Source organism: Micromonospora reichwaldensis, from assembly GCF_031845925.1.
Classification (GTDB): Bacteria; Actinomycetota; Actinomycetes; order Mycobacteriales; family Micromonosporaceae; genus Micromonospora; species Micromonospora reichwaldensis.
Genome location: NZ_JAVRFL010000001.1, coordinates 209,279 through 236,104, shown reverse-complemented (window position 1 = coordinate 236,104; position 26,826 = coordinate 209,279). Strand labels below are relative to the sequence as shown.

General features: G+C 71.3%; 22 protein-coding genes, 2 tRNA genes and 1 pseudogene. 11 read left to right on the top strand and 14 right to left on the bottom strand.

Features of this window, described 5'->3' with window-relative positions:
• Positions 1-138 precede the first annotated feature (138 nt).
• From RM555_RS01115 to gyrB, 6 genes are all read right to left on the bottom strand, one after another.
• Positions 139-214, bottom strand: a tRNA-Ala gene (locus tag RM555_RS01115).
• 42 nt (positions 215-256) lie between these two features.
• A complete protein-coding gene (locus RM555_RS01110; RefSeq protein ID WP_210834795.1) occupies positions 257-385 on the bottom strand; it encodes a DLW-39 family protein in 129 nt (42 codons plus the stop codon).
• Between the two features lie 43 nt (positions 386-428).
• Positions 429-502 (bottom strand) — tRNA-Ile (locus RM555_RS01105).
• A gap of 221 nt (positions 503-723) precedes the next feature.
• On the bottom strand, positions 724-1,635 hold the full coding sequence (locus RM555_RS01100) for a DUF3566 domain-containing protein (RefSeq protein ID WP_311409977.1): 912 nt from the start codon (positions 1,633-1,635) through the stop codon (positions 724-726).
• A 4-nt stretch (positions 1,636-1,639) separates the two neighbouring features.
• Positions 1,640-4,159, bottom strand: a complete 2,520-nt coding sequence (gyrA, locus tag RM555_RS01095; protein ID WP_311409976.1) for a DNA gyrase subunit A — start codon at positions 4,157-4,159, stop codon at positions 1,640-1,642.
• Positions 4,160-4,289: 130 nt separating this feature from the next.
• Positions 4,290-6,236 carry a DNA topoisomerase (ATP-hydrolyzing) subunit B gene (gene gyrB / locus RM555_RS01090; RefSeq protein WP_311409975.1) on the bottom strand — a complete coding sequence of 649 codons (1,947 nt, stop codon included), beginning with the start codon at positions 6,234-6,236 and terminating at the stop codon, positions 4,290-4,292.
• 506 nt (positions 6,237-6,742) lie between these two features.
• Between gyrB and RM555_RS01085 the strand changes: the two genes are divergently transcribed.
• Positions 6,743-7,297 (top strand): hypothetical protein, encoded by a 555-nt coding sequence (locus tag RM555_RS01085; protein WP_311409974.1) that lies wholly within the window; start codon positions 6,743-6,745, stop codon positions 7,295-7,297.
• Here RM555_RS01085 and RM555_RS01080 read toward each other — a convergent pair.
• Positions 7,282-7,758 carry a MarR family winged helix-turn-helix transcriptional regulator gene (locus RM555_RS01080; protein ID WP_151452760.1) on the bottom strand — a complete coding sequence of 159 codons (477 nt, stop codon included), beginning with the start codon at positions 7,756-7,758 and terminating at the stop codon, positions 7,282-7,284. The genes RM555_RS01085 and RM555_RS01080 overlap by 16 nt on opposite strands.
• A gap of 96 nt (positions 7,759-7,854) precedes the next feature.
• Between RM555_RS01080 and RM555_RS01075 the strand changes: the two genes are divergently transcribed.
• Positions 7,855-8,082, top strand: a complete 228-nt coding sequence (locus tag RM555_RS01075; protein WP_311409973.1) for a hypothetical protein — start codon at positions 7,855-7,857, stop codon at positions 8,080-8,082.
• 3 nt (positions 8,083-8,085) lie between these two features.
• Here RM555_RS01075 and RM555_RS01070 read toward each other — a convergent pair whose 3' ends face one another.
• From RM555_RS01070 to dnaA, 5 genes are all read right to left on the bottom strand, one after another.
• On the bottom strand, positions 8,086-8,718 hold the full coding sequence (locus tag RM555_RS01070; protein WP_311409972.1) for a DUF721 domain-containing protein: 633 nt from the start codon (positions 8,716-8,718) through the stop codon (positions 8,086-8,088).
• Positions 8,708-9,841: a DNA replication/repair protein RecF gene (gene recF / locus RM555_RS01065; protein WP_311409971.1), complete on the bottom strand. Its 1,134-nt coding sequence runs from the start codon at positions 9,839-9,841 to the stop codon at positions 8,708-8,710. Before recF ends, RM555_RS01070 begins: the two co-directional genes overlap by 11 nt.
• Positions 9,842-9,858: 17 nt before the next feature.
• A complete protein-coding gene (gene gnd, locus RM555_RS01060) occupies positions 9,859-10,731 on the bottom strand; it encodes a phosphogluconate dehydrogenase (NAD(+)-dependent, decarboxylating) (RefSeq protein WP_132235451.1) in 873 nt (290 codons plus the stop codon).
• Between the two features lie 41 nt (positions 10,732-10,772).
• Positions 10,773-11,906, bottom strand: a complete 1,134-nt coding sequence (gene dnaN, locus RM555_RS01055; RefSeq protein ID WP_132235453.1) for a DNA polymerase III subunit beta — start codon at positions 11,904-11,906, stop codon at positions 10,773-10,775.
• A gap of 760 nt (positions 11,907-12,666) precedes the next feature.
• Entirely contained in the window at positions 12,667-14,499 is a 1,833-nt protein-coding gene (gene dnaA, locus RM555_RS01050; RefSeq protein ID WP_311409970.1) for a chromosomal replication initiator protein DnaA, read from the bottom strand.
• A gap of 633 nt (positions 14,500-15,132) precedes the next feature.
• Between dnaA and rpmH the strand changes: the two genes are divergently transcribed.
• The 9 genes and pseudogenes from rpmH to RM555_RS01005 all read left to right on the top strand — a co-directional run.
• Complete coding sequence (rpmH, locus tag RM555_RS01045; protein WP_088959667.1) at positions 15,133-15,270, top strand: 50S ribosomal protein L34; 138 nt, start codon at positions 15,133-15,135, stop codon at positions 15,268-15,270.
• Positions 15,271-15,306: 36 nt separating this feature from the next.
• A complete protein-coding gene (rnpA, locus tag RM555_RS01040) occupies positions 15,307-15,723 on the top strand; it encodes a ribonuclease P protein component (RefSeq protein ID WP_311409969.1) in 417 nt (138 codons plus the stop codon).
• A 44-nt stretch (positions 15,724-15,767) separates the two neighbouring features.
• Positions 15,768-16,007, top strand: a complete 240-nt coding sequence (gene yidD, locus RM555_RS01035; protein WP_207914193.1) for a membrane protein insertion efficiency factor YidD — start codon at positions 15,768-15,770, stop codon at positions 16,005-16,007.
• A 3-nt stretch (positions 16,008-16,010) separates the two neighbouring features.
• On the top strand, positions 16,011-16,997 hold the full coding sequence (gene yidC / locus RM555_RS01030) for a membrane protein insertase YidC (RefSeq protein ID WP_311409968.1): 987 nt from the start codon (positions 16,011-16,013) through the stop codon (positions 16,995-16,997).
• Between the two features lie 214 nt (positions 16,998-17,211).
• Entirely contained in the window at positions 17,212-17,802 is a 591-nt protein-coding gene (locus RM555_RS01025; RefSeq protein ID WP_151452753.1) for a Jag family protein, read from the top strand.
• A 208-nt stretch (positions 17,803-18,010) separates the two neighbouring features.
• On the top strand, positions 18,011-18,757 hold the full coding sequence (gene rsmG, locus RM555_RS01020) for a 16S rRNA (guanine(527)-N(7))-methyltransferase RsmG (protein ID WP_311409967.1): 747 nt from the start codon (positions 18,011-18,013) through the stop codon (positions 18,755-18,757).
• Positions 18,758-19,034: 277 nt separating this feature from the next.
• Positions 19,035-20,339 carry a ParA family protein gene (locus RM555_RS01015; RefSeq protein ID WP_311409966.1) on the top strand — a complete coding sequence of 435 codons (1,305 nt, stop codon included), beginning with the start codon at positions 19,035-19,037 and terminating at the stop codon, positions 20,337-20,339.
• A gap of 27 nt (positions 20,340-20,366) precedes the next feature.
• Positions 20,367-21,428, top strand: coding sequence for a ParB/RepB/Spo0J family partition protein (locus RM555_RS01010; RefSeq protein WP_311409965.1), 1,062 nt, complete (start codon positions 20,367-20,369; stop codon positions 21,426-21,428).
• A 1,912-nt stretch (positions 21,429-23,340) separates the two neighbouring features.
• Positions 23,341-24,033 (top strand): annotated as a pseudogene (locus RM555_RS01005) (hypothetical protein); the annotation flags it as partial.
• 184 nt (positions 24,034-24,217) lie between these two features.
• Here RM555_RS01005 and RM555_RS01000 read toward each other — a convergent pair.
• Together RM555_RS01000 and RM555_RS00995 are read right to left on the bottom strand one after the other, a co-directional pair.
• The gene (locus tag RM555_RS01000; protein ID WP_311409964.1) at positions 24,218-25,216 is read right to left on the bottom strand and encodes a D-alanine--D-alanine ligase family protein; all 999 of its coding nucleotides are present in this window, start codon (positions 25,214-25,216) and stop codon (positions 24,218-24,220) included.
• A 7-nt stretch (positions 25,217-25,223) separates the two neighbouring features.
• On the bottom strand, positions 25,224-26,537 hold the full coding sequence (locus RM555_RS00995) for an aminotransferase-like domain-containing protein (RefSeq protein ID WP_311409963.1): 1,314 nt from the start codon (positions 26,535-26,537) through the stop codon (positions 25,224-25,226).
• Positions 26,538-26,826 lie beyond the last annotated feature (289 nt).

Here is a 26,826-nt window from a genome sequence, read left to right as displayed (position 1 = left end):
GGAGGTCCGATCCGATCAGGTGCCTGGAACGTCGCGGCGCCAGCGCAGGGGCATGCCGCGATCCGCGTCGCGAATCAGCGTGACCGCTCGGCTGTACGACTGGCTGTACTCGGGGTCGACATCAACCAAGAAAGGTGCTGGTGGAGCCCAGGGGACTCGAACCCCTAACCCCTGCCTTGCAAAGGCAGTGCTCTGCCAGTTGAGCTAGGGCCCCGGGAGGCGGACGAAGCCGCCGGTGCCGGCAGTGCCAGCGAGATCAGCGCAGGTCGGGCGCGGTGGTCGCCTCGTGCCACAGGGCGCGCTCGTCGTTGGAAGCCTTGACCTTCCTGGCCACCACGGCTGCCACACCAACGACGCCGGCCAGGATCAGGAGCTTCTTGAACATGGGGCCTACCCTCGCGCTCGACTGCCGTCGGACGAATGTGCGGTGGGGCTAGCTGGAATCGAACCAGCGACCTCAGAGTTATCAGCTCTGCGCTCTAACCGACTGAGCTATAGCCCCGCGTGGCGACGAGCAAGGTTAACCCATCCGTCCGTGCGGCCCCAAATCGGGGGCCGCCGCGACGTCCGGGCGTTGCCGTCGCTTCTGAACCTACCGGAGGCGTCCCGCCCGGCCCAGCCGATTACGCCGCCCGCACGTCCCGCCCGGACGCCCGGTGACGTGCTCCGGACGCACGGAAGCCGGGACTCCGCGCTCGGCGGTGCCCCGGCTTCCGAGGTGGTTCAGTCGCGCTCGGCGAGGGTCAGCTCGATGCCGCCGACCAGGTCCGCGCAGACGTTGTAGACGAACGCCCCGAGCGTGGCGAGCGCCGTGAACAGCACGACGTTGACCAGGCCGATCAGCGCCGAGCTGAGGATCACGCCCTTGGCGGTGATCTGGAAGCCGCTGGTGCTCTGGCCGCCGCCCGCGCTGACCAGGTCGGTCAGGCTGTCGTTGACGCTGGTGAACACGCCCATCGCGTCGAGGGCCAGGTAGAGCACCGAGGTGGCCACCACCACGACGATGAAGAGCACCACCGAGACCGCGAACGCGAACTTCATGACGGACCAGGGGTCGATCCGCTTGAGGTTCAGCCGGGCCCGGCGCGGCCCGCGCGACGCGGCCGAGCTGACCGACGTACGCGCGGCGCGTACCGCGTCACCCACACGGGCCGCCCCGACGGCGGCGGCGCCGCTGATACCCGGCGGCAGGCCGCCCCCGTTGGCGGGGCGGCCGGCGGCGGTCGGGCGGGCGCCGTCCGGCTGCGGCTTCGCGGTGCCCGTGACGCGGGGTTGCGTGCCGGTGGTGCCCGTGATCCGCGGCTGTGTCCCGGTGGTGCCGGTCGACTGGGCGGCACCGACCTTCAGCGGCTGCGTCGTCGTCGGTGTGGCGGCGGCCGGCTTGGCGGCGGGGGCCGGCTTGTCGCCCCCCACCGCTTCGGTCCGGTCCGCCGCGTCGCCGTCCTCGGAGGGCTTGTCCGGAGGCGGTGTCATCCCGGGGGCCCGGGTGAATTTCGGGGCAGGCGCGTCGGCGGGGACGGTCGCCCGACCCACGGCCGCGCGGCCGGTCGCTGGTGTGCCGCTCTTTGCGGCCTCCTCGTCGACCGGGGTGGCCGAGGTCCCCGTGTTCCCCGACTTCGCCTGTGTCTCCGTCATTCAACTAGTCCTGTTCGTCAGGCTCGTCGGCATTGCGAGCAATCGCCACGATAGTCACGCCATCCGGAAGGTCCATCAGCTTGACCCCCATTGTGTTCCGGTCACGCGTACGGCGTACAGGCTTCACCGGAGTCCGGATGACACCACCGTTGCTGGTGATCGCGAACAGCTCGTCGTCCGGGTCGATCACCACCGCGCCGACCAGACCACCGCGCCGCTCGGTGATCTTCGCAGTCAGCACGCCCTTACCTCCCCGGCCCTGCACGGGGTATTCCTCGATCGGGGTGCGTTTCGCGTATCCCCCGTTCGTGGCCACCAGGACGTCCAGCCCTTCGCGGACCACCTCCATGGCCAGCAGGACGTCTTCCTCGCTGAAGCGCATGCCGATCACGCCCGAGGTGGCCCGCCCCATCGGGCGCAACGCCTCGTCGCTCGCGTTGAACCGGATCGCCTGCGCGTTCTTCGAGACCAGCAGCAGATCCTCCTCCGGCGCGACGAGCGCCGCCCCGACCAGCTCGTCCTCGTCGCGCAGGTTGATCGCGATGATGCCGCCGGACCGGGGGGAGTCGAACTCCTCGAGCCGAGTCTTCTTCACCAGGCCGTTCTTCGTGGCAAGTACCAGGTAGGGGGCCACCTGGTAATTCGGAATCTCGATGATCTGCGCGATCTGCTCGTCGGGCTGGAACGCGAGCAGATTGGCCACGTGCTGGCCCTTGGCCACCCTACTGGCCTCCGGCAGTTCGTATGCCTTCGCCCGGTAGACGCGCCCCTTGTTGGTGAAGAAGAGCATCCAGTCGTGGGTCGAGCATACGAAGAAGTGGCTGACGATGTCGTCCTGTCGGAGCGTCGCCCCGCTGACACCCTTGCCGCCACGACGCTGTGACCTGTAGAGGTCGACCTTGGTCCGCTTCGCGTAGCCCGTACGGGTGATCGTGACCACCACGTCCTCGCGGGCGATGAGGTCCTCCATGGAGACCTCGCCCTCGAACGGCACGATCTTGGTGCGCCGCTCGTCGCCCCACTTGGCGACGATCTCGCCCAGCTCCTCCGAGACGATCCTGCGCTGCCGCTCGGGCTTGGCGAGGATGTCCTTGAGGTCGGCGATCTCCAGCTCCAGCTTGGCCAGGTCGTCCAGGATCCGCTGCCGCTCCAGCGCGGCGAGCCGGCGCAGCTGCATGTCGAGGATCGCGGTCGCCTGGATCTCGTCGATCTCCAGCAGCCGGATCAGGCCCTGCCGGGCGTCCTCGACCGTGGGCGAGCGCCGGATCAGGGCGATCACCTCGTCGAGGGCGTCCAGCGCCTTGGACAGACCGCGCAGGATGTGCGCCCGCTCCTCCGCCTTGCGCAGCCGGAACGCCGTCCGCCGGCGGATCACGTCGATCTGGTGCTCGACGTAGTAGCGGATGAACTGGGCCAGGTTGAGCGTGCGCGGCACCCCGTCGACCAGCGCCAGCATGTTGGCGCCGAAGGTCTCCTGGAGCTGGGTGTGCTTGTAGAGGTTGTTCAGCACCACCTTGGCGACCGCGTCGCGCTTGAGCACGAGCACGATCCGCATGCCGGTACGCCCGGAGGACTCGTCGCGGATGTCGGCGATGCCGGCGAGCTTGCCCTCCTTGATCAGCTCGGCGATCCGCTCGGCCAGGTTGTCCGGGTTCACCTGGTAGGGCAGTTCGCTGACGACCAGGCAGGGGCGGCCCCGCTTGTCCTCCTCGACCTCCACCACGGCCCGCATCCGGATCGACCCGCGCCCGGTGCGGTACGCGTCCTGGATCGCCTGCGTGCCCACGATCAGGCCGTGGGTGGGGAAGTCCGGCCCCTTGACGATCTCCAGCAGCGCGTCGAGGGTGGTGGCCTCGTCCTCCTCCGGGTGCTCCAGGCACCACTGCACGGCCGCGCCGATCTCGCGCAGGTTGTGCGGCGGGATCTTGGTGGCCATGCCGACCGCGATGCCCTCGGAGCCGTTGACGAGCAGGTTCGGGATCCGCGACGGCAGGATGGTGGGCTCCTTGGCCCGGCCGTCGTAGTTGTCCTGGAGGTCGACGGTGTCCTCGTCGATGTCCCGCAGCATCTCCATGGCCAGCGGGTCGAGCTTGCATTCGGTGTAGCGCATCGCGGCAGCAGGATCGTTGCCCGGCGAGCCGAAGTTGCCGTTGCCGTCGACCAGCGGGTAGCGCAGCGACCAGGGCTGCGCCATCCGGACCAGAGCGTCGTAGATCGCCGAGTCGCCGTGCGGGTGGAACTGGCCCATCACGTCGCCGACCACGCGGGAGCACTTCACGTAGCCCCGGTCCGGCCGGTAGCCGGAGTCGAACATGGCGTAGAGGATCTTGCGGTGGACCGGCTTGAGCCCGTCCCGGACGTCCGGCAGCGCCCGTCCGACGATCACGCTCATCGCGTAGTCGAGGTAGGAGCGCTGCATCTCCACCTCGAGCCCGACCGGTTCGATGCGGTCGTGCGCGACGACGGCGGCGACGGTCTCCGGGAGCTCGGGCTCGTTGGGTGTGGACTCGGGGATATCGGTCACTGTTAACCCTTATCAGACTCAGAGTCGTTTTCGTGCTGTGGATAACGGCTGTGGATACCGGCCGCGCTGTGGATAACTCTGTGGACAGGCGGATCGGCCGGTGGATGACCGGCCGACCCGCCGGGACCCGTCAGATGTCCAGGAACCGGACGTCCTTGGCGTTGCGCTGGATGAACGAGCGGCGCGCCTCGACGTCCTCACCCATCAGCACGCTGAACAACTCGTCGGCGGTGGCCGCGTCGTCGAGCGTGACCTGACGCAGCGTACGCGTTGCCGGGTTCATCGTGGTCTCCCACAATTCGGGGTAGTTCATCTCGCCGAGGCCCTTGAACCGCTGGATGTCGTCCGGCTTCGCGTTCGGCTTCTTCTGCTGGCGCAGCGCGATCAGCCCGTCCCGCTCGCGGTCCGAGTACGCGTACTGCGCGTCGTCGCCGCGCTTGTTCCACTTGATCTTGTAGAGCGGCGGGGCGGCCAGGTAGACGTGCCCCATCTCGACCAGCGGGCGCATGAAGCGGAAGAGCAGGGTGAGCAGCAGCGTCTGGATGTGCTGGCCGTCGACGTCGGCGTCGGCCATCAGCACCACCTTGTGGTACCGCAGCTTCTCCATGTCGAAGTCGTCGTGGATGCCGGTGCCCAGCGCGGTGATCAGCGCCTGGACCTCGTTGTTCTTCAGCACCCGGTCGATCCGGGCCTTCTCCACGTTGAGGATCTTGCCGCGGATCGGCAGGATCGCCTGGGTCCGCGGGTCGCGGCCCTGCTTGGCCGAGCCGCCGGCCGAGTCGCCCTCGACGATGAAGACCTCGGACTCGCGCGGGTCGGTGGACTGGCAGTCGGCCAGCTTGCCCGGCATCGAGCCGGACTCCAGCAGGGACTTGCGCCGGGCCAGCTTGCGCGCCTGCTGTGCGGCGATCCGGGCCCGGGCGGCCTGGGACGCCTTCTGGATGATGATCTTCGCCTCGGCCGGGTTGCGGTCGAACCAGTCGACCAGCCACTCGTTGCAGACGCGCTGCACGAAGCTCTTCACCGGGGTGTTGCCCAGCTTGGTCTTGGTCTGGCCCTCGAACTGCGGGTTGGCCAGCTTGACCGAGATGATCGCGGCCAGGCCCTCGCGGATGTCCTCGCCGGAGAGCTTCTCGTCGCCCTTGAGCAGCTTCTTGTCGGCGCCGTAGCGGTTGACGACGCTGGTCAGCGCGGCCCGGAAGCCCTCCTCGTGGGTGCCGCCCTCGTGGGTGTTGATCGTGTTGGCGAAGGTGTAGACCGACTCGCCGTAGGACTCGTTCCACTGCATGGCGATCTCGACCGACATGCCCTCCTCCTCGGCGCCGAACTCGACCACGGTCTTGTGGATCGGGTTCTTCGAGGCGTTGAGGTGCCGGACGAAGTCGGCGATGCCGCCCTTGTAGCAGAAGGTGACCTCGCGCGGTTTGCCCTCCTCGCCCTCCGGGACCCGCTCGTCGAGCAGGTGGATGGTGAGGCCCCGGTTGAGGAAGGCCATCTCCTGGAGCCGCCGGTAGATGGTCTGGAAGTCGAAGTCGACCGTCTCGAACACGTCGGCGTCGGGCCAGAAGGCCACCGCGGAGCCGGTGCGGTCGGTCGACTCGCCCTTCTCCAGCGGGGTCGGCTTGGAGTTGTGGTACTGCTGCCGCCAGACGAAGCCGGACTTGTGGATCTCCACCGCCATCTTGGTGGAGAGGGCGTTCACCACGGAGACGCCGACGCCGTGCAGACCGCCGGAGACCGCGTACGCCTTGCCGTCGAACTTGCCGCCCGCGTGCAGCACGGTCAGCGCCACCTCGACACCCGGCTTCTTCAGCTTCGGGTGCAGGTCGACCGGGAAACCCCGGCCGTTGTCGGTGACCCGGACCCCGCCGTCGGCGAGCAGCACCACGTCGATGGTGTCGCAGTGGCCGGCCAGCGCCTCGTCCACCGCGTTGTCGACGACCTCCCACACCAGGTGGTGCAGACCGCGCTCACCGGTCGACCCGATGTACATACCGGGGCGCTTCCGGACCGCCTCCAGCCCTTCGAGAACGGTGATCGACCCGGCGCCGTACTCCTGCTTGTCCTGCGCTGCCACCTTCGGCCACTTTCTCGCGCCGTCCGCGCCTGGTGGCGCGTCGGGCGCGGGTTCGGCGGACAGGACGCGACGTCGACGCGCAGACCGGCACCGGGGACAATTCCGGGGTACGGGTCGAACGCGCCGGTCGCCGCGGTTGCCCGCGGATCGCGATCGGCTCGACCCGACGTGGACAATGATCGCGGGCCCCGCTCCGGGCCCGTGTCTCGTCGCTCCGCACCGGGTCTTCGTCTCAGGCTCAATCTTACTGTGCGCGGACGACAGAACCACCACTCGGCACCCCTGCGAGGCGGCTGAGACCGACGTAGCCGGCCGAACCGCGCCGCCCTCGACTCCCCCTACACGCCAGGGGGCGATCGAGGGCGGCGCCGCCTGACGATCGGTGCCGGTCGGACGGCGGGAACGCCACCGCCGCCACGCCGTCGGCCCGGCCTTGATCTTTTCGGGCCGGAACCGGACGATCGAGCCGATAGGAACTATCCGTGCTCTCGAAGAGGTGACGCCCGATGGGGCTGGACAACGTCGCGGTGCAGTGGCCGCGGACCGGCCGCTTCTACGATCCGGTCGCGCCGGCCGAGTTCGTCGACTTCGGCGACATCGTCGACATGCCCCGCATCTCCGCGCCCACCGCGGCGCTCGCCGAGCTGATCGCCAAGACCGGCACCGTGCGGGCGACCGCGTACACCGAACTGGTCGACCTCCTGCTCGGCCTGGAGGGTGTGCTCTACGCCACTGACGCGGCGGCCGAGGACGAGGATCCGGTGATCGATCCCGACGGCTGCGCCTGGGTCGCCGGCGGCATCGAGCGGTTCGTGACGGGCCACCGCCCCCACGGCGAGGTCGTCACCTTCGACTCGGTGAGCCAGGTGCTGCGGTCGCTGCTCGCCGACGGGCGGTTGGCCGAGCAGCAGTTGCGCTGGCTCGACAGCCGCCTGGACGCGCTGCGCGACGAGAGCGGCGAGCCGCCGCAGTGGAACTTCACCTGCGCCGAGCTGGCCGTGCTGGCGGCCTTCTACCGGCGCTGCGCCGACCGCGGCTTCGCCGTCTACGCCGACGCCTGACCCCTCTCGGCGGCGGACCCGCGGTTGGCGGCGTCGATGACCCGGGTCAGCACGGCGTGCAGGTGGCGCAGGTCCTCGACCGGCATGCCGAGCCGTTCGACGATCGCGGGCGGGATCTGCTCGGCCCGCGCCCGCAGCGCCTGGCCGGCGGCGGTCAGCGTCACCGCGAGGCTCCGCTCGTCGGCGGGGTCGCGCTCGCGCCGGACGTAGCCGGTCGCCTCCAGCCGCTTGAGCAGGGGCGACAGCGTGCCGGGGTCGAGCTGGAGCAGGCGGCTGAGGTCGCGTACGGACAGCGGCGCGTGCTGCCAGAGGGCGAGCATCACCAGGTACTGCGGATGGGTGAGCCCCATCGGCTCCAGCAGGGGCCGGTAGACGGCGACGACGCCGCGCGCGGCGACGGAGAGCGCGAAGCACACCTGCTGTTCCAGCGCCAGGGGATCCCCGTCGGGCTGGTCGGTCACGGGCGGCCTCCTCGTCGTCGTCGTTGCGAGCGTACCAATGATTGGTGTACCAATGGTTTGCACGCCAATCATCCCCGTCGCACCGGAGGTCAGGCGATGACCGAGGAGAAGCCCACCCCGAAGGCCCCGGGCGAGGGCGGCCGCCTGATGGCCTGGGCGTTCCGGCGCCTCGCCGGCCCGCCGGAGGTCCAGGGCGCGGTGCAGGGCGGCTCGCACCACGCCCGGGAGGCGTGGAAGCGGGACCTGGAGCAGCGCAAGCAGTGGAGCCGCGAGCAGCGGGAGCGCAAGCGCGCCGAGCGGGAGGCCCGGCGCGAGGGTCGCTGACCGTCAGCCGTAGGTGTCCCGCGGGCCGCGGCCACGGACCCGGCGCGGGCCCTTCGACCAGGAGGGCGCCGCGGGGCCGTGGATGTGCAGCTTGCGCACCACGTTGTGGCCGACCTCGCTGGCGATCTGCTTGAGCAGCGAGCCGGCCAGCAGCCGCAGCTGGGTGGCCCACGCGGTCGAGCGGGCCTCCACGGTCAGCTCGCCGTCCTCCAGCTTCACCGGCCGGCTGTGCTGGGCCACCTCCGGGCCCACCACCCGCTCCCAGGCGCCGAACACCGTCGCCTCGGCCGCCGGCTGCTGCCAGCCACGCGCCTTGACGAGCCGGTTGAGCACCGCGCCGAGCGGCTGCGGATCGCGCGGGTCCGGCCCGGGGCCGGAGTATCCGCGCAGCCGCCGCTCCTGGCCGCCGTCGCCTCCGCCGCCACCCGAGGTACGCCGCCGCGTGCGCGCCGCCTCCCGGCGGGCCTTCGCCGCGTCCAGCACCGCCCGGGCCAGCTCCGGCCCGCTCGCGCCGTCCGCCGGGCCACCGGAGTCCGCCGCGCCGCCGTTGCCCGCCGCGCTGCCGGAGTCGCCGCCGGTCCTTCCGCCGCCACGGCCCGGGCCGAGCCGGGCCGGCGGAAGCTGCTCATCCGGCACGTCGCACCGTCCCCTCGCCCACGGCGTACCGGGCGCCGCGCAGGGACACCGGCACGTCCTCGTCGACCGCGCAGGTCACCAGCAGCTGACTCGCCCCGCCGACCAGTTCCGCCAGCCGCTCCCGCCGCCCGGCGTCCAGCTCGGCGAAGACGTCGTCGAGCACCAGCACCGGCTCGATGCCGTCGGAGCGGAGCAGGTCGTAGGCGGCGAGCCGCAGCGCCAGGGCGTACGACCAGGACTCGCCGTGGCTCGCATACCCCTTGGCGGGCAGTGGGCCCAGCGTCAGCGCCAGCTCGTCGCGGTGCGGCCCGACCAGCGTGGTGCCCCGCTCGACCTCGGCGGAGCGGGACTCGACGAGCGCGGCGGTCAGCGCCGCCGCCAGGGCCTCCCGGTCGGTGGTGGGCTCGGCCAGTTCCACCGACGGCCGGTACGCGATCCCGGCGGCCCCCCGTCCCGCCGCGACGGCGTCGTACGCCTTCGTCACGTGCGGGCCCAGCGCGGCGACCAGTTCCAGCCGGCCGGCGAGCAGCTCGGCGCCGTGTCGGGCCAGGTGGGTGTCCCAGACCGCGAGGGTCGACAGGTCCCCGCCCCGCGATCCGCCCGTCTTGCGGGCCAGGTACGCGGTGCGCAGCAACGCGTTGCGCTGCTTGACCACCCGCTCGTAGTCGGCCCGCACCCCGGCGTACCGGGGCTGGCGGCTGACCAGCAGGTCGTCGAGGTAGCGGCGGCGCTCGGCCGGGTCGCCCCGGACGAGTTCCAGGTCCTCCGGAGCGAACAGCACGAGCCGGAGCGCGCCGAGGACGTCCCGCGCCCGGCGGGCCGGCGACCGCCCGAGCCGGGCCCGGTTGGCCTTGCCCGGAACGATCTCCAGCTCGACCAGCAGCTCGCGCCCCTCGTGCACGACCGCACAGCGGATCACCGCCGAGGTGGCGCCCATCCGGACGAGGGGGGCGTCCGTGGCGACCCGGTGCGAATCCAGGGTCGCCACGTAGCCCAGCGCCTCGACCAGGTTCGTCTTGCCGACGCCGTTGGCGCCGATCAGGACGTTCGCCCCCGGCTCCAGGTCCACGCCGACCTGCTCGTACGAGCGGAAGTCGACCAGTTCGAGCCGGCGGACGTACACAGGCGCGGGGATTCCGGTCAGCGCTTGCGGACGGCGTGCCCGCCGAACTGCTGGCGCAGCGCGGCGACGGCCTTCATGGCGGGCGAGTCGTCCTGGCGGGAGGCGAAGCGGGCGAAGAGCGACGCGGTGATCACGTTCAACGGCACGGCCAGCCGGACCGCCTCGTCGACCGTCCAGCGGCCCTCGCCCGTGTCCTCCGTGTAGCCGCTCAGCTCGGCCAGCTCCGGGTCCTCGTCGAGGGCCCGGTCCAGCAGGTCGAGCAGCCAGGAGCGGACCACGGTGCCCTCGCGCCAGGACTTGAACACCCCCGGCACGTTGGTGACCAGCTCGGACTTGGCCAGCAGCTCGTAGCCCTCGGCGTAGGCGTGCATCAGGCCGTACTCGATGCCGTTGTGCACCATCTTGGCGTAGTGCCCGGCGCCGACCGGCCCGGCGTGCACGAAGCCGAACTCGCCCTCCGGCTTCAGCGACTCGAAGATCGGCATGAGCCGGTCGACGTGCTCCTGGGCGCCGCCGACCATCAGCGCGTAGCCGTTCTGCCGGCCCCAGACGCCGCCGGAGACGCCGGCGTCGAGGTAGCCGATGCCGCGCTCGTTCAGCCGCTCGGCGCGGGGGGCGTCGTCGCTGAAGCGGGAGTTGCCACCGTCGATGATGATGTCGCCCTCGCCGAGGACGTCGGCGAGTTCGTCGATGGTCGCGTCGGTGACGCCGGCGGGGACCATGACCCAGATCGCGCGGGGCGACTCCAGCTTCTCCGCCAGCTCCGCCAGGGTCGCGACATCGCTCAGCTCCGCGTTGTGGTCGAAGCCGACCACCTCGTGCCCGGCGGCGCGCAACCGCTCGCGCATGTTGCCGCCCATCCGGCCGAGCCCTACCAGGCCGAGCTGCATGTGTTCCTACCTCCGTGCGTCGGGGTCTTCTCGGGGTGCGATCAGCGGGAGACGCGGATCGGCATGATGAGGTACCGGTACCCGGGGATGACCTCGCCATCCTCGCCGGCGGGCGAAATCACCGCGGGCTTGAAGGCGTCGACGAACGAGAGCACGGCGAACTGGGCCCCCAGGTTGGTCAGGCCGTCGATCAGGTACTGGGGGTTGAAGCCGATGGTCAGCGGGTCGCCGGTGAAGGTGGCCTCCATGGCCTCGCTGGCCCGCGCCTCCTCGGTGCCGCCGGCCTCGACCACCAGGCCGTCGGTGCTGAAGCTGAGCAGCACCGGGGTGGTCCGCTCGGCCACCAGGGCGACGCGCTTGACGACCTCGATCAGGGTGCTGACGGGCACCCGCGCCTCGGCGTTGTGGCTGGCCGGGAAGAGCGAGCGCACCGGCGGGTAGTTCGCGCCGTCGAGCAGCCGGCTGGTGGTGCGCCGGGTGCCGCCGGCGAAGCCGATCATTCCCTCGCCGGCGGCACCCTGGGAGAGCGCCATGACGACCTGGCCACCGATCGGGCCGAGGGCCTTGGCGGTGTCGTGCAGGGTCCGGGCCGGCACGAGGGCGTTGACGCTCACCTCGGGGTCGTCCGGGTTCCACTCCATCTCGCGCAGGGCCAGCCGGTAGCGGTCGGTGGCGAGCATGGCCAGCGTGCCGCCGGAGAGCTCGATGCGTACGCCGGTCATCATCGGCAGCGTCTCGTCGCGCCCGGCGGCGATGGCCACCTGTGCGACCGCGGCGGCGAAGGCGGCGGCGTCGACGGTGCCGGTGCTCTCCGGCATCTCCGGCAGGGACGGGTAGTCCTCGACCGGCATGGTGGGCAGGGTGAACCGGGCGCTGCCGCAGACCAGCTCGAGGTGCGCGCCGACGGCGGCGATGTCCACCGGCTTGGCGGGCAGTGCCTTGGTGATCTCGGCCAGCAGCCGGCCGGAGACCAGGGCGGCGCCGTCGGCGTCCCCCTGCACCTCGACGGTCACCTGGCTGGAGACCTCGTAGTCGAAGCCCGAAACCTGCAGGTTGCCGTCGGTGACGCGCAGCATCACGCCGGCGAGCACCGGTACGGACGGCCGGTTGGGCAGGCTCTTCGCGGTCCAGGCCACGGCCTCGGCGAGCGCGTCGCGCTCCACTCGGAACTTCATCAATGCCTCCGCGTCGACGTCAGCGACAACTCTCTCATGCCGACCGCTGCCTACCGACCCGCCTGTCCGTGCGGGTACCCATCGCACCTTAGGGCGCGTGGGCATCGGCTGTGCGCCCGACCCCGTGGACTCCTGGTGCCGGGAGGCCGTCCACGACGGCGTTCCGGCCAATCCACAGGAAGTCCAACGGTGATGATTGGTTTTTGTTCTCTTAGAAGAGATAACTCGTCATCTTCATCGCACCTGTGCAAACTGTGGAGAACCCGCGTCTGCGCAGCTCAGACACGTTATCCACCGGTGGTTTACCTGTGGAGAACCCGGGGTATAACTCGCCTCCCGGTCCACAGGCGGCCGGCGCCCCCAGGTTGTCCACCGTCGTCCACCGGTTATCCACCGGTTATCCACCGACTTTCTCCCCAGACCTGTGGACAGGCGGAAGCCGCGCCGACGGCGTCATCCCCAGAACCTTCAACAGGTTTCCCACAGGCCGACCGTCGTCGGTGGACAACCACCAGGTTGTCCCCAGGCGTCCACAGGCTGTCCCCAGGGTTTGTCCACAACCTGTGGGTAACCGGAGCATGGACGGACCGTAGTTTCCCACAGCCTGTGGACAACGAGATGTGGACAACGATCGGGGCGGTGGACGGTCACGGCTCAGATGCTGTGGCCTAGACCATGTCGAGGGTCAAGCCGGGACCGGTTGTGGAGACGAAAAAGCGCCCGACCGATGGTCCGGTCGGGCGCGTCCGTGGGCCGTCGCTCAGGTGTTCTGCTTGATCCGGTTGGTCAGCTCGGCGATCTGGTTGTAGAGCGACCGGCGCTCGGCCATCTGCTGACGGATCTTGCGGTCGGCGTGCATGACCGTGGTGTGGTCCCGGCCGCCGAAGGCCTGCCCGATGCGGGGCAGCGACAGGTCCGTCAGCTCACGGCACAGGTACATGGCCACCTGGCGGGCGTTCACCAGCACCCGGGAGCGGGAGTGGCCGCGCAGGTCCTCCAGGCTCACCCCGAAGTAGTCGGCGGTGGAGACCATGATCTGGTCGGCGGTGATCTCCGGCCCGGCGCCGTCCGGGATGAAGTCCCGCAGCACCTCCTCGGCCAGCGCCAGCTCGACCGTCGAGCGGGTCAGGCTGGCGAACGCCGTCACCCGGATCAGCGCGCCCTCCAGCTCCCGGATCGAGTTCGACACCCGAGAGGCGATGAACTCCAGCACGTCCGGCGGGGCGTAGAGGCGCTCCTGCGCCGCCTTCTTCTGCAGGATCGCGATCCGGGTCTCCAGGTCCGGCGGCTGGATGTCGGCGAGCAGTCCCCACTCGAAGCGGGTACGCAGCCGGTCCTCCAGGGTCGCGAGCTGCTTCGGCGACCGGTCCGAGGTGATCACGATCTGCTTGTTGGCGTTGTGCAGGGTGTTGAACGTGTGGAAGAACTCCTCCTGCGTACGCTCGCGGTTCTCCAGGAACTGGATGTCGTCGATCAACAGGATGTCGACGTCGCGGTAGCGCCGCTGGAACGCACTGGTCTTGTCGTCCCGGAGCGAGTTGATGAAGTCGTTGGTGAACTCCTCGGTCGAGACGTACCGGACCGAGCGCGCGTTGCCCAGCGTCGTGGCGTAGTGCCCGATGGCGTGCAGCAGGTGCGTCTTGCCCAGCCCCGAGCTGCCGTAGATGAACAGCGGGTTGTACGCCTTCGCCGGCGACTCGGCGACCGCGACGCTCGCCGCGTGGGCGAAGCGGTTGGACGAGCCGATGACGAACGTCTCGAACATGTACTTCGGGTTGAGCCGGTTGCCCCCGCCGTCAGTACCGGGCATGCGGCGGTCGTCCCGGCCACCGGGCCGGTGATCCGCGCCACCCCGTCCGGGCCCGTTGTCCGTGCCGGTGTCGCGGGGCAGGGCCCGGATCACGTGCTGGTCCCGGGGGGAGACGGCGTCCTCGCGGTAGCGCTGCTCGTACCCCCGGGTGTCGGCGGCCGGCCGGTCCAGCCGGGCGGCCTGCTCGTCGTAGCCCCGGCGCTCGGACGGGTGCCGGGACGGCCCCGACCGGTCGGGGCGCGGCGGCTCGGCGAAGGCGGTGCTGAACAGGGCCTCCTGCCCGTCCCGGTCGTCCGGCCGGTGCCCGTCGTCGCCCGGCGACGACGCGTCGGGCCGGCGCCGGGGGTGCGCCTGCTCGGGGATGAGCGGCGACTGCCCGGCGTCGTGGTCCCCGCCGTCGCGCTGCCCGGGCAACCCGTCGTAGCCGGCGTCGGCGTAGCCGGGCGGCCCGCCGTCGTGGTCGGCCGGCCCCAGCTCGGGAACACTGCGGTAGACGGTCCCCGCCGGGCGGCCGGAACCGTCCTCGGTCACGCGTACGGTCACCGCGACCTGGATCGGCCGGCCCAGTCGGCGGGTGAGCGCCTCCGTGATCGCCGGGCGCAGGCGGGACTCGATCACGTCCCGGGTGAAGGCGTCCGGGACGGAGAGCAGCGCCGTGTCCTCGACGATCGCCCGTAGCCGGGTCAGCCGCAGGTACGCCCGCTGCTGCGCGGAGATGATCTCGTCGGCGAGCTCGTCGGTCGTTGCTGTCCACACCGCGGCAAGGTCGGTCGTACCGGTCACCGTCGTGCCACCCCCTCGCCTCTGCTCCGCCGACGCCGCCGTCTTCTCCGGTCGGCCGTCCCGGGCCCGTCGCGTACGCGCGGGTGGAACGACACCCACCGGACGGCCGACCGGTCCTCGTCCACAAGTTATCCACAGCCTGTGTACGCACCGATTGTGGCCGCCCGCCGGACGCGGGTCGGACCTGCCCCCTGCCTGAACGGGCGCTGAAGCGGGTTCACCGTGCCGAACGATTCACTACCTTGTCCGGTCTTGCCCGCCGGCGACGACCGGACCTTTCGACGCTGACCGCAATCGGGCACGGTAACAGCGTTGTCGGCGCGCCATCAACCGCCGACGCGCGGCGACCCTCGCCGACATCAGCGAAAACCGCCGCTCCGGCCGCCGGAAGGGCCCGGTGTCCGCCCTGCTGAGGGTGTTTGACGGTGGTTGCCGCCCTGCGTAGGCTGGAACGGCTGCTCTCTCGCCCTCTGCTAGGGTGTTAGGTGCTTGCTGTCCGCGGTCGCTTCCCCGCATCGCCGAGGTCCCGCGCCACCGGGCAGCACCGATCGGGGGCCACCGCCGAGGTGGCCTGGACCACCACACGATCCCGGCGACCCCTCGCCCGGGGCGTACGAAAACGGAGAGCCTGACGTGAGCAAGCGCACCTACCAGCCGAACAACCGCCGGCGCGCGAAGACCCACGGCTTCCGGCTGCGCATGCGCACCCGTGCCGGCCGCGCCATCCTGTCGACCCGTCGCTCCAAGGGCCGCACCCGCCTGTCGGCCTGAGGCCGACCGGGTCAGGTCCGGGGGACGTGGGCAGTCGTGCTGGCGGCCGCACAGCGACTGCGGCGCAGCACTGACTTCGCCGCAGCGGTCCGGGGTGGTCGACGCGCCGGCCGTGGCGCGGTCGTCGTCCACCTGAGTCTGCCGACAACCCCCGACGCCGCGACAGCAACCTCGCCGGAGCCGGCGCGGAGCAGCGGTGCGGAGCAACCCTCCGCACCGGCCCGCGCCGGCTTCGTCGTGTCCAAGGCCGTCGGGAACGCCGTGGTCCGCAACCGGGTCCGGCGTCGCCTGCGGCACCTGGTCCGCGAGCGGCTGGCGGCTCTGCCCGCGGGAAGCACCCTGGTCGTACGCGCGCAGCCCGCCGCGGCTGACGCCTCGTACCCGCGACTCGGCGCCGACCTGGACGCGGCGATCGTCGCCGCCCAGGCGCCCCGCGGGCGGCGGTCCAGGTGACCAGCGGACCGGCTGAGCCCCGGCCGACGACGATCGGTGCCCGGGTGCTGAGCGGGCCAGTCATCGCGTACCGTCGGTGGATAAGTCCGGCTCTGCCGGCCCGCTGTCGGTTCTACCCGTCGTGCAGTGCCTACGCCCTGGAGGCGGTGGCGGTGCACGGCGCGATCCGGGGAGCTGGCCTGACGGCCCGGCGGCTGTTGCGCTGCCACCCCTTTCACCCAGGTGGACACGACCCGGTGCCGAAGCCGGGCGGCCGCCGCCGCGCCGATGTGACTGGAGCCTGAGAATTGAGTCTCGACTGGATCTACTACGCGATTTCGTGGATCCTGCTGGTCTGGCACGGGGCCTGGGACTTCGTCGGGGTGCCGGATCCGGCGGTGATCGGCACCAACTGGGCCTGGATCCTCGCCATCATCTTCCTGGTGGTCACCGTCCGGGTGATCCTCTTCCCCGTCTTCGTCAAGCAGATCAAGTCGCAGCGGGCGATGCAGGCGCTCCAGCCACAGGTGAAGGCCCTGCAGGAGAAGCACAAGGGTGACCGGGAGACGCTCCAGAAAGAGATGATGGAGCTCTACCGGAAGGAAAAGGCCAACCCGCTCATGGGCTGCCTTCCGATGTTCCTCCAGATTCCCGTCTTCCTGGGCCTCTTCCACGTGCTCCGCCGGCTCAACCCGGACAAGAGCGAGGCCGGCAAGACCCTCTACGGGTGGACGATCAGCCAGTTCGAGAGCGCCTCGTCCGCGAAGCTCTTCACCGCCCCGATTGCCGGCAAGTTCGGCTCCACCGCCGAGGAGCTGGCGCGGCTCGGCGCCAACGGCACCACCGTGAAGATCATCGCCGGGATCCTCGTCCTGGTGATGATGGGCACCACCTACCTCACCAGCCGTCAGATGATCCTCAAGACCGGCTGGGCCGAGGACCCGCAGCAGCGGATGATCCAGAAGCTGATGCTCTACGGCATCCCGCTGTCGCTGCTCATCTCCGGGGCCATCTTCCCCATCGGTGTGATCATCTACTGGGTCACCAACAACCTCTTCACCCTCGCGCAGCAGCAGTGGGTGCTGCGGAAGTTCCCGCCGCCGCCCACCGCCACCGGCAAGCCGGGCGCCTCGTCCCGCAACCCGGTGCAGCCGGCGAAGACGGGCGGCCTGCTGGGCCGCACCAAGTCGGCGCCCCCGGCCCCGGCCAAGCCGGTCGCGCCGAAGGTCGCCGGCCCCAAGCCGGGCGCCAAGCCGGTCAACCCGAAGAAGGGCCCCGCCAAGCGGCAGGGCTGAGAACGTCCGGGCCGCTGTCGGGAGACCGGCGGCGGCCCGTTCCGCACCGCGCAGCCGCCGTACGGCCGGCGCCGGGCGGAACGGCCGCGCACGGCGCGGCCACGGGCGAGACTGCCCGTACGACAGACGTGCCCGTGGGCACCGGCGACCTCCCGCCGGCCCCGGGAAACCAGCGGACCCGACGGTCCGGCCGAGCGACTACGGAGATGAGACCGTGACCGACACCAGCACCCCCCGCGCCGACGAGTCCCTGGACGAGGAGGGGACCGAGCCGACCGCGGTGAACGGCGAGACCGAGGAGACCGACGAGGAGTCGGGCACCCGGGAGAAGAAGGCCGTCGGCGAGAGCGAGCTGTTCCGGCAGAGCGAGATCGCGGCCGACTACGTCGAGGGCCTGCTCGACATCCTCGACTACGACGGCGACATCGACGAGCTGGTCTCCGCCGGTCGCCCCGTCGTCGAGGTGGTCGGCGGCCGGCTGCAGAACCTCGTCGGCCAGCGCGGCGCCACCCTGGAGGCGCTCCAGGAGCTCGCCCGGCTGGCCGTCTTCCGGCAGACCGGCACCCCGAGCCGGCTGCTGCTCGACGTCGGAGGCTACCGGGCGACCCGCCGCAAGGAGCTCGCCGCCGTCGCCAAGAACGCCGTGGAGAAGGTCAAGGAGCACGGCGAGCCCGTGCGCCTGGAGCCGATGTCCGCGTTCGAGCGCAAGTGCGTGCACGACGTGGTCAACGCGATGAGCGGCGTGGAGAGCGAGTCCGAGGGCGTCGAGCCGAACCGGCGCATCATCGTCCGGCCGGCGGACTGACCGGGTGACCCACGACGACACCACGGCCGGTGCCGTGGACGGCCCGGGTGGCACGCCGCCCGGGCCGTCGCCTGTCCGGCCCGAGCCGACCGTAACCCCCGACGCCGCGCCGTCGACCGACGCCTCCGGAGGCACCCCGTCCTCGGCTGTCGCCCCTGAGAACGCCTCGTCACCGACCGGCACCTCCGAGGACGCCCCGTCCTCGGCCGTGACGGCGGAGGACGCTTCTCCGGCCGTGGCGGTGCTGCCGCCGGAGTTGGCCGGTGCGGCGCGCACCCTCTTCGGCGACCGCCTCGACCTGGCCGCCGCGTACGCCGAACTGCTCGCCACCGACGGCGTGGTCCGCGGCCTGATCGGCCCGCGCGAGGCGCCCCGGATCTGGGATCGCCACCTGCTCAACTGCGCTGCGGTCGCCGAGCGCATCCCGGAGGGCGCGACCGTGCTCGACGTCGGCTCCGGGGCCGGGCTGCCCGGCCTGGTGCTGGCCATCGCGCGACCCGACCTGACGGTGACCCTGATCGAACCGCTCTCCCGGCGCACGTCCTTCCTCATCGAGGCGGTGCAGCACCTCGGGCTGGCGAAGATGGTCCGGGTGTTCCGGGGGCGCGCCGACGAGGCGGCGTCCGGTTCGACGGGCATCGGTCCGCTGAGCGGGGACGTGGTCACCGCGCGCGCCGTGGCACCGCTCGACCGGCTCTCGACGTGGTGCCTACCGCTGGCCGTGCGTGGCGGTCGGCTGATCGCCCTCAAGGGGGCGTCCGCCGCGGAGGAGATCGCCGAGCACGCGCAGCCCGTGGCCCGACTCGGTGGCGGTGAGCCCGAGGTGCACCGCTGCGGCGAGGGAGTGATCGACCCGCCGACGACGGTGGTGGAGATCGTGCGGGAGCGGATGGTCGGACCGGCCCGCCCGAAGGCCGCGAAGAGCGCGCGCGGCGGCCGCTCCCGGCGGCGTTGAGTCCCTCTCGGACACCCGCGCGGGATGTCCGTCTACCGGCTTCCCGGCCGGCGGTTGCGTCGTTGAACCGGTACGGGTGGATGGAAGGATGAGAACCCGACGTGGACCGGCCGCGCCCGTGAGCCGTAGGCTGGCTGCGCGTCGATAGTGTGGAGCGGGCGGCAACGGACGTTCACCGGTCCCGCCGCTCCCGCCGGGCCGTACGCTCCGCGGTGCGATCGCGTACGGCCAGTTGACGGGGTGCGGACCGACCATCCGAAGCGGGCAGGGATGACAGGTGCATGACGACGGAAGGTACGACGATCCACGCGTGACGGGGCCAGCGGGCGACCCCGTTTCACGTGAAACCGACTACCCGAGCTGGTCGCCCGACGGACCGACGGTCCGGCCCCCGGACCGGGACCCGGCCCTCCGGCCGGGCGGCGCCGAGCCGGTCGTGCCGGAGCCTCCGGCGACCCGCGCCGCGCCCGACGTGCCGCGGGCCGGCAACTCGGCCGGCGGCCGGGTGATGTCCGTTCGGCGCAACCCCTCGGCCTCGGCGCGGTTCGAGTCCGCCGTGCCACAGCAGCCCACCCCGGACTCCGTGCCGGACGCGACTCCCGAACCCGTTCCCGTCACCGACCCGTTCGCGCCCCCGGCCGGCTCCCCCGGAGCCGCAGTCGCCGAGGCCGCGTACGTTTCACGTGAAACCCCGACGCGCGAAGAGGATGACCCACCGTTGGCTATGGAGGCGATGCGCGCCGTGCAGATCCTTAATCCGAGTGGCGAGGTGACGATGCCTCGCCCGGAACGGACCCGGGTCATGTGCGTCGCGAACCAGAAGGGCGGCGTGGGAAAGACCACGACCACGGTCAACCTTGCGGTGGCGCTAGCCCTGCACGGCAACCGGGTGCTGGTGGTCGACCTGGACCCGCAAGGGAACGCCTCCACCGGGCTGAACGTCCCGCACCACACCGGTGTGCCGGACGTCTACGACTGCCTCATCAACAGCGTGCCGCTGGAGGAGGTCGCCCAGGGCGTCGAGGGGATCCCCAACCTCTGGTGCGTACCGGCGACGATCGACCTCGCCGGCGCGGAGATCGAGCTGGTGTCGGTGGTGGCCCGCGAGTCCCGGCTGGCCCGGGCGATCGCCGCCTACCCCGGCCACTTCGACTACGTCTTCATCGACTGCCCGCCCTCGCTCGGCCTGCTCACGGTCAACGCGCTCGTGGCCGCGCAGGAGGTGCTCATCCCGATCCAGTGCGAGTACTACGCGCTGGAGGGGCTGAACCAGCTGATCAACAACATCAACCTGGTGCGCCAGCACCTGAACCCGAAGCTCGACGTCTCCACCATCCTGCTCACCATGTACGACCGGCGTACCCGGCTGGCCGACGCCGTCGAGCAGGACGTGCGGAACCACTTCGGCGACAAGGTGCTCCAGGCGGTCATTCCCCGCAACGTCCGCGTCTCGGAGGCACCCAGCTACGGCCAGTCGGTGATGACCTACGATCCGGGATCGCGGGGGGCGACGAGCTACTTCGAAGCCGCCCAGGAGATCGCCGAGCGTGGCGTCAAGGAGCCGGTGGGCCGGAATGCGTAGTGCGGAACAGTCGCTGGGAGGCGTGGCATGAAGAACCGTCCTCGGGGCGGTCTGGGACGAGGCCTGGGGGCGCTCATCCCGACCGGGCCGGCGCCGACCGCCGTAGTTGAGCCGACCACCGCAGAGGAGCCGCCAGCTCCGGTGGAGGCGGCCGCTGACACTGCCGCGGCTGCGCCGGCGGGACAGGTGCCGACCGGCCCGGTGCCGGCCGTGGCGATCCCAGCGGTGGTGGCGCAGCCCGAGCCGCAGCCCGAGCTGAGCCCGGTGCCAGGTGCCCGGTTCGCCGAGATCCCGGTCGACGCCATCGTGCCGAACCCGAAGCAGCCGCGCCAGGTCTTCGACGAGGACGCCCTGGAGGAGCTGAAGACCTCCATCCAGGAGGTCGGCTTCCTCCAGCCGATCGTCGTACGACAGCTCGACGACGAGAAGTACGAGCTGGTCATGGGTGAGCGGCGCTGGCGAGCCGCGCAGGCCGTCGGGCGGGAGAACATCCCGGCGATCGTCCGGGACACCCACGACGACGCCATGCTCCGGGACGCGTTGCTGGAGAACATCCACCGGGCGAACCTGAACCCGCTGGAGGAGGCGGCCGCGTACCAGCAACTGCTGGACGAGTTCGGCGCCACCCACGAGGAACTCGCCCGGCGCATCGGGCGGAGCCGGCCGCAGATCTCGAACACCATCCGACTGCTCAATCTGCCCGCGCAGGTCCAGACGCGGGTCGCCGCAGGCATCCTCTCCGCCGGACACGCCCGCGCGCTGTTGAGCCTCGATGAGGCCGAGGCGCAGGAGCAGCTCGCACGCCGGATCGTCGCCGAGGGGATCTCGGTCCGCGCGACCGAGGAGATCGTCGCGCTGGCCCTGAGCGACGGTACGAGCAAGAAGGAGACGGCCAAGCGTCGTCCGAAGCCGCACGCTCCCGCCCTGACGGATCTGGCCGACCGCCTCTCCGACCGGTTCGACACCCGCGTGAAGGTGGACATCGGCCGGAGCAAGGGCAAGATCACCATCGAGTTCGCGACGGTCGACGATCTGGAGCGGATCGTAGGCCTCATCGGCGTCGGCCAGGAGGAGGAGCCGGAGGCCTGACCCCGATCGGCGGTCCTGCGGGACGACGCTGCGTGCCCGCCGGGCCCGAGCTTCACGACCGAGCCCAGGGTCGTTGCGAATGACACCACTGCCGGCCGCGTGATCCCGGATCACGCGGCCGTTGCATGTGCTGCGGCTGACGAGATGCCGTTGCCGCCTCGATCACCGCGTTCAGGAGATCCGGGCGGGCGGCGGCGTTTCACGTGAAACCCGGGCTCCGGGGCGGAGCGGTTCTTGAGCCGCCTCGGCGGTGTGGTGCCGATCTCCCGTCGGACCTCGCCGACCGTTTCACGTGAAACCGGCGGGCCGGCGATCCGCGAAGCGGTGGGCAGGCGGTAGGACCCTCGTCCGCCGATCAGGGCATGAAGTTGCGGGCGCCGAAGCCCCAAACCCGATTGGCAACGGAAGGAGGCGAAGCAGTGAGCCCGGAGGACCTGATCGGATCCAGAACGGGGGCGCGCTCCTCAGCGATCGTCAGCCGGTAGCGGAAACGCCGCCAAGGAACCGCAGCCGCGGCATCGTCCGCCCGCAGTGCACGTTGCCGACGCCTCAGCGCGTGCTGAGGGCATCGGCGCTGTCGATCGGTACCCAGCAACAGGGCTCGGCCAGTCGACGGGCCGCTCAGCGCCACGAGAGGCTTGGGGCCCGCCCGCCGTCGCTACCAAAGACCGGCGCACGGCTACCCCGCTGACACGGGGGGCCGCCCGATGCCCCGCTTGCTTGCCGGATGGCCTGCTTCTGTGTGGCCCGGCTGTCCTGGCCGTTTCGGTTGTCCCCGCCATTCGCGGTGGTCTCGATGCCAGTTGGGCCCCTCCAACCACCTCTCACCGGTCGTGCATCGGGCCGGCCAGCACCCCCGGCGCGCCGCCGAAGCGGCGCACCGCCTTGTCATGGCCGTTCCATGCCTGGCTGTTTCGAGGATTGCTTGGCTGATCTCAAGCCGGCCGGCACCGCCCCCGTTGTCTCAACGGTTCCAGGATTCTCGGTCTCCCGGCCTACTCCACTTTCCCCGCCTGACTCTTCCTGCCTGGCAGCCAGACGTGTCCTGCGTCGAGTGTCAGCCTGCACCACCTACGTGGGGGCTCGGCCGTGGCGGGCACGCGTCGTGGGCCGACGCCGCCACTGTCCACCGCGTTCGGACGCATGCTCGGTGGGTTGCTGCCTGACGGATCAGTGCCGGCCCCGTTCCTCCCTCCGTCCGCTCACCTCTCCACTCCCAGACCTCCTCCTGACAGGCTGCACACGACTGCACGCCCCTGCCGCACCGACCCCGGCGGGTGACCAACCGGTCCTGGGGCCTGGCCGAACCGGGCCATTGCCGCTCGGTGCCTTCCGCCACAACCCGCCGATCAGTGCCCCCGATTGCCTGCCGTCCAGCGCGGGCGTGGTCCATGACGGCGTGGCACTACCCGGGGTTCGGTGACAGTCGGGCTGTGGAAGCTGTGGACGGCTCCCAGCGGTTCGCGTAGCCGACCAGAGATAGCGGAGACACGATCGCAAATGCAACGGCCATGCCGATCCCGACGATGCCCCGACCAAGACGATGCTGGCCCTCGGCGATGCCGGCTCACGGCGTTCAGCGGCGGCGGACGAGCGATGACGGGACCCGCCCAGCATGCCTCCGTTTCACGTGGAACCGACGACCCCACCCCCGGTGAAGGATCCGTGGTCGCGCCCGAAAGTTATCCACAGCGGTTATCCACAGGTAGCCCCGTTTCACGTGAAACCCCGCGTGAAACGGGGTGGCAGCCTGTGGATGACGGCGTGTGTCTGGCGTCTCATCAGCCTGTGGGCGCCTGTGGATAGCTGTGGACAGAGCCGCTCTCGGTTATCCCGGCATGGCCGGACTGGGGCCGTCCGGCCGATCGTTCGGGTAGGGACAGCGGTGCCGAGACCGGTTAGTGTCAGCGTCGTGCACGACACCCCTCCCTCCGTTCCGGACTTCACCCAGTGGCCGTCCTTTCCCTTCGAGGGCGACCTTCGCGTCAAGCAACTCGATGACCCGGTCCCGGTCGAGCCGCCGCGCAAGGGCGAGGGAAACCGGGAATGCACTGCCTGCAACGCCCCCGACGACGCCTACATCTGGGTGGGTGAGCGATGGCGGGTACGCGCCATGGACCGCCCCACCGGGCTACCGATGGTGCTGATCCTGGAATCCCGCTCGCATCTCGACCTCGGCGACCTGCCGAATCTGCTCGCCGCCGAACTGGGGGTGATGACCGTGCGGCTGGAGCGGGCCATCCGGTCCCTCGACGGGGTCGCCCGGGTGCACGTCAACCGCTGGGGCGACGGCTCGGCGCACCTGCACATGTGGTTCCTGGCCCGGCCCTACGGTCAGCTCCAGTTGCGGGGGACCTTCCTCTCCCTGTGGGACAGCATCCTGCCGCCCATCTCCGAGGCGCGGTGGCGGGAGAATCTCGCCATGGTTGCCGCCTGGCTGGCGGAGTTCGGCGGCCGACCGCTGGCGGAGCCACCGCGCATCCAGTGGCAGGCCCCGTCCAGCTTCACCGGGCAGCCCCCGGCGGAAGACGCTCCGACGGAGGGCGAGGCGGTGTCCGTGATCGAGTCCGCCGAGGAGACCCCGCCGGCGCAGGAGCCGGAGGGCGAGGCGTCCGCCACGGACGCCGGACGGTCGGGCAGGTAGACATAGAACCGGTGCGGCCGCCCGAGGACGTACCTCCGGATGGCCGCGCAGCGGGCAGGAGGCGGCGGACCGGACGGGGCGACGGCCGGCGCCGACACCACAGCGCCGAACCTCCGCCCGGAAGGTGGGGCAGCGGGCCGGTCGGTCAGGGGTGCCGGGCTGCGGCGCGGGCCACCAGGGTGCCGACCATCCTGCCGAAGTCCAGTCCGGCGGCCTGGACCGCGAGCGGCAGCAGGGAGGTCTCCGTCATCCCCGGCGAGACGTTGACCTCCAGCACGTGCGGCTGGCCGGCTGAGTCCACGATCAGGTCGACGCGGCTCAGGTCGCGCAGCCCCAGCGCGGTGTGCGCGGCCAGCGCGACGTCGGCCACCGCACCGGCCACCTCCGGCTCCAGTCGGGCGGGGGTGTGCCAGGTCGTCCGGCCGGCGGTGTATCGGGCGGCGTAGTCGTACACCCCGTTGCGGGGCACGATCTCCACTGCGGGCAGGGCGCGCGGCCCGTCGCCCAGGTCGACCACCGAGACCGCCACGTCCATGCCGGGCACGTACCGCTCGACCAGCGCCGTGGGGTCGTACGCGAAGCAGCCGACCATCGCGGCCGGCAGGGACGCGGCGTCCCGGACCACGGCGGCGCCCAGCCCCGAACCGCCCTGGGCGGGCTTCACCATGAGCGGCAGCCCCAGCCGCTCGACGATCCGGTCCAGCACCGCCACGGCGCCCAGCTCGGAGAACCGGTCGTGCGGGAGGGCGACCCAGTCCGGGGTCGGGATGCCCGCCTCGCGGAGCACCGCCTTGGCCGAGGGCTTGTCCCAGGCGAGCCGGGAGGCGCGGGCGTCGCACCCGACGTACGGAATGCCGCAGAGGTCGAGCACGCCACGCAGCGACCCGTCCTCGCCGGTGGCGCCGTGCAGGGCGATAACGACCGCGTCCGGCGGGTCGGCGCTCAGGGCCGGCAGCAGCGCCACGTCGGCGTCCCGCAGCTCGGCGTCCATCCCGACCGCGCGCAGCGCGTCGAGCACCCGGCGTCCGGACCGCAGCGAGACGTCACGTTCGTAGGAGAGCCCGCCGGCGAGCACCAGCACCCGCAGGTCGGCGGTGACGGCGGAGTCGGTCACGACGGAACGGTCGGCAGCGGTGGGAACCATGCCGGAATCATGCCAAGTCGGGTCCCGGCGTGTCCGCGCCGGCCTGCCCGCGCCGCGTGCCGGGGCGGCCGACCGCGCCGAACACCCGACGCGTGGCGATGTCCTGCTCCATCACGCCGGCCAGCCGGCGCACGCCCTCGCGGATGCGCTCCGGGGACGGGAACGAGAAGTTGAGCCGCATGTTGCCGCTGCCGGTGCCGTCGGCGTAGAAGCCGGTGCCCGGCACGTACGCCACCCGGGCGGCGATGGCCCGGGGCATCATCGCCTTGGAGTCGAGGCCGTCAGGCAGGGTCGCCCAGACGAAGAGGCCGCCGCCCGGCGTCGTCCAGGTCGTGCCGGCGGGCATCAGGTCGTCCAGCGCGGCGAGCATCGCGTCGCGCCGTTCCCGGTAGACCTCGCGGTAGACCTTGAGCTGCTCCCGCCAGGGCATGGTGCCGAGGTAGGTGGAGACGGCGGCCTGCGCGTAGCCGCTCGGGCAGAGGATCTGCGCCTCGCTGGCGATGACGAGCTTGTCGCGGACGGCGTGCGGCGCGAGGATCCAGCCGACCCGCAGGCCCGGGGCGAAGGTCTTGGAGAAGGTGCTGAGGTAGAAGACCCCGTCGCGGCGCCGCGCGCGCAGCGGCGCCGGCGCGTCCCCCTCGAAACCCAGCTGACCGTACGGGTCGTCCTCGACCACCAGCAGACCGGCGCGCTCGCAGATGTCGAGCACCCGCTCCCGCCGCTGCTCGGTCAGCGTCACGCCGGTCGGGTTCTGGTAGGTCGGGATGGTGTAGAGGAACTTGACCCGCCGGCCGGCGCGCGCCTGCTCGGCGATGGCCGCCTCCAGCGCCTCCGGGATCAGCCCGTCGTCGTCCATCGGCACGTGCACGACCTGCGCCTGGGCGGCCTGGAACACCCCGAGCGCGCCGACGTAGGTCGGGCCCTCGGCGAGCACCACGTCCCCGGGGTCGAGGAAGAGCCGGGCCACCAGGTCGAGGGCCTGCTGCCCGCCCACGGTGACCACCACGTCGTCCGGGGAGGCGCCGCAGGCGGCGTCGATGCCGGAGAGCGCCATCACCTCGCAGATCCGCTCGCGCAGCTCCAGGGTGCCCTGGCCGATGCCGTACTGGAGGGTGGTGGCGCCGTGTTCGGCGCCGAGCCGGCCGAGCATCTCGCCGACCGCGTCGAGCGGCAGCGCCGCGATGTAGGGGGCGCCACCGGCGAGCGAGACCACCTCCGGCCGACTGGCCACCGCGAAGAGCGCGCGGATCTCCGAGGCGGTCATGCCCCGTACGCGGCGGGCGTACCGGTCGGTGTAGTCGTCGAGCGTCGTGCCGGTCATGACATCACCTCGATGGCTGCTCGGGTGGCTCCCGCCCCGGCGTACCCGGGACACCTGCGACCACGGCGACGCGGGACGCCGAGTGTCGATCCTAGTCGCCGCCTGCCAGGGGCGTAACCGCGACGTGACCGGCGTCCACATCGCGGACCCCGGCCGGTGCCCCGGAAGGAGAGGCATTCGCGCGTCCCCTCCCGCAGCGTCCGTTTGCGGCGTACGATCGCTCGTCGGGGGCAGGTAGGCGGTGTCGTCGTTCCGTGCCGGTCTCACCTCCGAGCCTAATGTGGGGATA